Source organism: Armatimonadota bacterium, assembly GCA_031459765.1.
Classification (GTDB): Bacteria; Sysuimicrobiota; Sysuimicrobiia; order Sysuimicrobiales; family Kaftiobacteriaceae; genus Kaftiobacterium; species Kaftiobacterium secundum.
In genome coordinates, this window is the sequence record JAVKHY010000027.1 from 1,770 (window position 1) to 6,604 (window position 4,835).

The following is a 4,835-nucleotide window of genomic DNA, read 5'->3' on the forward strand; positions in this document are numbered from 1 at the left end:
TGGGGGGCAAGCACAAGCCGTTCTACCGTCTGGTGGTGGCGGACTCGCGCGCCCCCCGCAGCGGGCGGTACATCGAGGCGATCGGCTACTACAATCCCACGACGGAGCCCAGCACCATCTCCATCAATGAGGCCAAGGCCATCGCCTGGCTGCGCAAGGGGGCCCGACCCTCCGACGCCGCGCGGGTGTTGCTCCAGCGGACGGGCGTCCTGGAGCGGGCGGCGGCGAAGTCATGAGCGGTGCCGTAACCGCCGCAGAGACCCTGCGCGATCTCGTCGAGTTCCTGGCCGCCTCGCTCGTGGAGGAGCCGGGGGCGGTACGCGTGGAGACGGCAGCCGACGCCGCGGCCCTCCGCATCACGCTCCGCGTCGCCGCGGCGGATATGGGCAAGGTGATCGGCCGCCAGGGCCGGATTGCCCGCGCCCTGCGGTCGGTGGTGCGGGCCGCCGCGGCGCGCCAGGGCGTGCGGGTCCTGCTGGACATTTCAAGCACCGGCGCAGGAGGAGCCTGATGGGCATCACCGTCACCCGACCGGTGGTCATCAAGACCGTGGTCACGGAGAGCTTCAAACGCCTGTACATCCAGGATCTCGAGGACGCCCTCAAGCGCGTCGATGCCGTCGTGCAGCAGATCGACACGCAGATCCGTCGCACCGAACTGGAGCGCCAGATCTCGCCGCAGAGCCGGGCCGTGCGCCAGCAGCTGGAGCTGGAGCGGGCCCGCCAGGAGGCGACCAAAGCCGAACTGGCGATGCGGCTGCGGGAGGCTCAGGAGCTGCCCCTGAACTCGGAGTTCGCCCAGGGCACGCTGGAGAGTCTGGTCGAGATCTCGGTGGGGGACAACCTCTTCAACAAGATCGGCCGGGCGGAGGTTGTGGTGAAGGACGGCATCGTGCTGGAGATCCGCGAGGAGGGGTGATGCCCGCGGCCCCGCCGCTCGTGGTGGTGGGCCGGGTGCTCCGGCCGCACGGCGTCGGCGGCGAACTGCGCGTGCAGCCGGACACCGACTTCCCCGAGCGGCTGGGCATGCTGGGCCAGGCCGTCCTCCTCACCGAGGAACGCGCGGAACCGGTGCGGATCGAGGGGGTGCGGGCCGCCGGTGATGCGGTCCTGGTGAAGGTCGCCGGCATCGACACCCGTGCGGCGGCCGAGATCTGGCGGGGCGCGGCCCTGGCCGTGCCCCGCGAGCTGGCCGCCCCGCTGCCCGAGGGCCGCCACTATGTCTTCGAGGTGCTCGGCCTCACGGTCGAGGACGAAGGGGGGCGGCGGCTGGGTACCGTGGAGGAAATCATCCGCACCCCGGGCAACGACGTCTACGTGGTGCGGGGGGCGCGGGAGGTGCTGGTGCCCGCCATCGCCTCCGTGGTGTTGCGGATCGATCCGGCGCGGGGGCGCATGGTGATCCGGCCGCTGCCAGGGATGCTGGAGGAGTAGCCGCCGATGCGGGTGGACATCGTGACCATCTTTCCGCAGGCCTTCACGCCGCTCGAGCTCAGCGTGCTGGGACGGGCCCGCGAGCGCGGCCTGCTCCAGGTGAAGGTCTGGGACCTGCGCGACTTCACGGCCGACCGGCACCGCCAGGTGGACGACGCCCCCTACGGCGGTGGCGCCGGCATGGTCATGAAGCCGGAGCCCTTCTTCGCCGCGGTGGATGCCATCCGCAGGGAGGCGGGCGATCCGTCGCCGCGGATCATCCTCACCTCGCCCCAGGGCCGCACCCTGAACCAGGCCCTGGCCCGGGAGCTGGCAGGCGTCCGCCACCTGATCATCCTGTGCGGACACTACGAGGGGATCGACGAGCGCGTGCGACTGGGGCTGGCCACCGATGAGATCTCCATCGGCGACTATGTCCTGACGGGCGGAGAGCTGGCGGCGATGGTCATCGTCGACGCCGTGGCGCGCTTCATCCCGGGCGTGGTGGGGGACGCGGCATCGGTGGAGGCGGATTCCTTCGCCGGCGGGCTGCTGGACCACCCGCACTACACCCGGCCGCCGGAGTTCCTGGGGATGAAGGTGCCCGAGGTCCTGCTCTCGGGCAACCACGCGGCGATCGCGCGGTGGCGGCGGGCGCAGCGGCTGCGCCGGACCCTGGAACGCCGTCCCGACCTGCTGAAGCGGGACGCCTTGAGCGAGGAGGATCGGCGCCTGCTGGATGCCGAGGATCTGGAGATCGCCCAGTAGCGGCGGGCGGTATGCTATAATGGCTCGCCGTGGGCTTCATCCCCTGAGGGGGCGTTGCGCTGTGGAGGACTGCGATGGACAAGATCGCGACGGTTGAGCGTCCCGTTCTGAAGGAGAAGATCCCCCCCTTTGTGCCGGGGGACACCGTCCGCGTGCACCTCAAGGTGGTGGAAGGCGGCCGGGAGCGCATCCAGGCCTTCGAGGGCGTGGTGATTGCGCGGAAGGGCGGCGGCTCGCGGGAGATGTTCACCGTTCGGCGGATCAGCCACGGCGTCGGCGTGGAGCGGACCTTCCCGCTCCACTCCCCGCGCATTGAGCGCATCGACGTCGTACGGAAGGGAAAGGTCCGCCAGGCGAAGCTGTACTACCTGCGCGGCAAGGTCGGCCGCGAAGCCCGGGTCAAGGAGATGCGCTAGCGCCCCGGGGCCGGTCCGGTGGAACTCCTCGATCGTCTACCCCTCAGCATTCCGACGCTGATCCTCCTCCTGGCGGGCGTGCTGATCGTCGCCCGCCTGGCGATCAAGCGTGCCTACGCCATCCCCCCGGCCTGGCGCAGCAGCGTCGTGGAGACCCTGGACGCCAGCATCTTCGCCGCGCTGCTGTCGCTGCTGATCATCACCTTCGTCGTGCAGGCGTTCTACATCCCCTCCGGATCGATGGAACCGACCCTGCAGGTGGGCGACCGCATCCTGGTCGGGAAGTTCACCTACCGTTTCGAGGAGATCCGGCGCGGTGACGTCATCGTCTTCCACTACCCGTTGAACCCCGGCAAGGACTTCGTCAAGCGCGTGGTCGGCCTGAGCGGCGAGACGGTCGAGCTGCGCGACGGCATGGTGCTGATCAACGGCACGCCCATCAGGGAGCTGTACCCCACCGCCCTGGCCGAGGGCGATCGGGCCTGCACGAGCAACTACGGCCCGCAGAAGGTCCCCCGGGGAGAGCTGTTCGTGCTGGGGGACAACCGCTGCAACAGCGAGGACAGCCGCTTCTTCGGCTTCGTGCCCAGATCAAACGTCGTGGGCAAGGCGCTGTTCATCTACTGGCCCCCGCAGCGGCTCGGCCTGGTGCACTAAGTAAAGTCAAGGCGCAAGAGATTCTCTTGAGATCCTTGGGACCGGCGGATATGCCTCGCCCGGTACGAGGCGGGCCGGGCTGCGGCGGCGCAGGTCGTCGAGGAGGGGCGGCGGCCGGCGTGACGGTGAGCGCGGTGGACATCGTGACGCTCTCTCGCATCGCGCTGATTCCCGGGCTCTACACGACTGCCGCCGTGGGGAAGGATGAGGTCTTTGTCGCGCTCTTCATCGTCGCGGCCGGGACGGATGTGGCGGATGGGTGGCTCGCCCGGCGGTTGGGGCGGACAGATGGGTGGGGTCGGCGCTTCGACTCGCTGGCCGACGCCCTATTCTACTACTCCATCCCTGTCTGGTTCTGGTCCCGGCGGCCGGAGATCGTCAGGCAGTGGTTCCCGTGGGTGCTGGTTCCATTGCCCCTGTTCCTGGCGGGCGTGGCGTTCAAGATCTTCAGGCGGCGGATCATCGCCGCCCTGCATCTCCCGACCACCCGGGCAGCCGGCGCGGCGACCGTGGTGTACCTGCTCTGGGCTCTCCTGGGGATGCCGCCAGTACTCGCAACGAGACTCCTCACGGTGGTGCTGGCCGCGGCGGCGTTGGTGGAACTGGTGGTGGTCCTGGAGTAGTCGTCCCAGCATCTACTCGCCGCCGACAACGCCCTGCCCGGCAGCCGGCTCACCCTGCAGTCCCACCGGCACTTGCACGCTGGTTCGCCGAATCAGGCGGGTGGGAAGTACGGCGATGCGCCGGAGACGTTCGGCCGTGATCGACGGAGGACCGCCCGCTCCTGCTCCGGAATTCTCCCGCGGGTGCGTCCATGGCCGCTCCGTTGCGTCCTGCCGATCTCCGCGCGCTTTCCGTCGCCGAGATCGCCCTTCGCCTGCGCGCCCTGCCGGTGCTCAACGGTGCGGTGCTCCGGGCCCTGGCCCGCGATCCCCGGACCGGCGTGCGGCAGCTGGCGGCCCGTTACCGCCGGCGGCAGGCCGGGCGGCTTCGGGAGGACGCCCGCCTGGCGGGGCTGCGGACGATCGAGGGACGGCACCGGGCCGAGGGGTTCGAGATCATCGCCGGGGTGGACGAAGCCGGGGTGGCGCCGCTGGCCGGCCCGGTGGTGGCCGCGGCCGTCGTCCTGCCCGCGGATCTGCGGCTCCCCGGGCTCAACGACAGCAAGCGGCTGACGGCCGGGCAGCGGGAGGCGCTCTACGCCGAGATCCTGCGCCAAGCCGCGGCCGTCGCCCTGGGACGCGCCGAGGTCGAGGAGATCGACCGCCTCAACATCCTGCAGGCGACGCGTTTGGCCCACCGGCGGGCCATCCTGGCGCTACCGCGGCGTCCGCATCTGGTCCTGATCGACGGCCGCTACCCCGCCGACGTCCCGGTGCCGCAGCTGGCCATCGTCGACGGCGACGCCACCTGCGCCTCGATCGCCGCGGCGTCGATTGTGGCCAAGGTGACCCGCGACCTGATCATGGCGGACCTGGCGACGCGGTATCCGGGCTACGGATTCGACGTGCACAAGGGGTACGCCACCGCCGCCCACCGGGCCGCCATCCTCCGCCTGGGGATCACTCCCGTGCACCGGCGG

The 4,835-nt window shown here is 70.5% G+C and carries 9 protein-coding genes; all 9 read left to right on the forward strand.

The window, feature by feature from the left end; all coding sequences use genetic code 11:
• The coding region (gene rpsP / locus QN141_14130) for a 30S ribosomal protein S16 (protein MDR7559615.1) at nt 1-236 on the forward strand (236 nt) is incomplete at its 5' end.
• The gene (locus QN141_14135) at nt 233-511 is read left to right on the forward strand and encodes a KH domain-containing protein (protein ID MDR7559616.1); all 279 of its coding nucleotides are present in this window, start codon (nt 233-235) and stop codon (nt 509-511) included. The genes rpsP and QN141_14135, both read left to right, overlap by 4 nt.
• Nucleotides 511-918: a YlqD family protein gene (locus QN141_14140; protein MDR7559617.1), complete on the forward strand. Its 408-nt coding sequence runs from the start codon at nt 511-513 to the stop codon at nt 916-918. Before QN141_14135 ends, QN141_14140 begins: the two co-directional genes overlap by 1 nt.
• Nucleotides 918-1,433 (forward strand): ribosome maturation factor RimM, encoded by a 516-nt coding sequence (gene rimM, locus QN141_14145; GenBank protein ID MDR7559618.1) that lies wholly within the window; start codon nt 918-920, stop codon nt 1,431-1,433. Before QN141_14140 ends, rimM begins: the two co-directional genes overlap by 1 nt.
• A gap of 6 nt (nt 1,434-1,439) precedes the next feature.
• Nucleotides 1,440-2,180, forward strand: a complete 741-nt coding sequence (gene trmD / locus QN141_14150; GenBank protein MDR7559619.1) for a tRNA (guanosine(37)-N1)-methyltransferase TrmD — start codon at nt 1,440-1,442, stop codon at nt 2,178-2,180.
• A gap of 74 nt (nt 2,181-2,254) precedes the next feature.
• A complete protein-coding gene (rplS, locus tag QN141_14155; GenBank protein MDR7559620.1) occupies nt 2,255-2,596 on the forward strand; it encodes a 50S ribosomal protein L19 in 342 nt (113 codons plus the stop codon).
• Nucleotides 2,597-2,614: 18 nt separating this feature from the next.
• Nucleotides 2,615-3,253, forward strand: coding sequence for a signal peptidase I (gene lepB, locus QN141_14160; protein ID MDR7559621.1), 639 nt, complete (start codon nt 2,615-2,617; stop codon nt 3,251-3,253).
• 119 nt (nt 3,254-3,372) lie between these two features.
• Nucleotides 3,373-3,876 carry a CDP-alcohol phosphatidyltransferase family protein gene (locus QN141_14165; GenBank protein ID MDR7559622.1) on the forward strand — a complete coding sequence of 168 codons (504 nt, stop codon included), beginning with the start codon at nt 3,373-3,375 and terminating at the stop codon, nt 3,874-3,876.
• A gap of 191 nt (nt 3,877-4,067) precedes the next feature.
• Nucleotides 4,068-4,835: ribonuclease HII (locus QN141_14170; protein MDR7559623.1), on the forward strand; the 768-nt coding region annotated here is incomplete at its 3' end.

What these genes read in the sequence shown, in the direction of transcription:
- trmD (MDR7559619.1), top strand. Translation starts at nt 1,440, where the DNA reads ATGCGGGTGGACATCGTGACCATCTTTCCGCAGGCCTTCACGCCGCTC.
- rimM (MDR7559618.1), top strand. Translation starts at nt 918, where the DNA reads ATGCCCGCGGCCCCGCCGCTCGTGGTGGTGGGCCGGGTGCTCCGGCCG.
- QN141_14135 (MDR7559616.1), top strand. Translation starts at nt 233, where the DNA reads ATGAGCGGTGCCGTAACCGCCGCAGAGACCCTGCGCGATCTCGTCGAG.
- rplS (MDR7559620.1), top strand. Translation starts at nt 2,255, where the DNA reads ATGGACAAGATCGCGACGGTTGAGCGTCCCGTTCTGAAGGAGAAGATC.
- QN141_14140 (MDR7559617.1), top strand. Translation starts at nt 511, where the DNA reads ATGGGCATCACCGTCACCCGACCGGTGGTCATCAAGACCGTGGTCACG.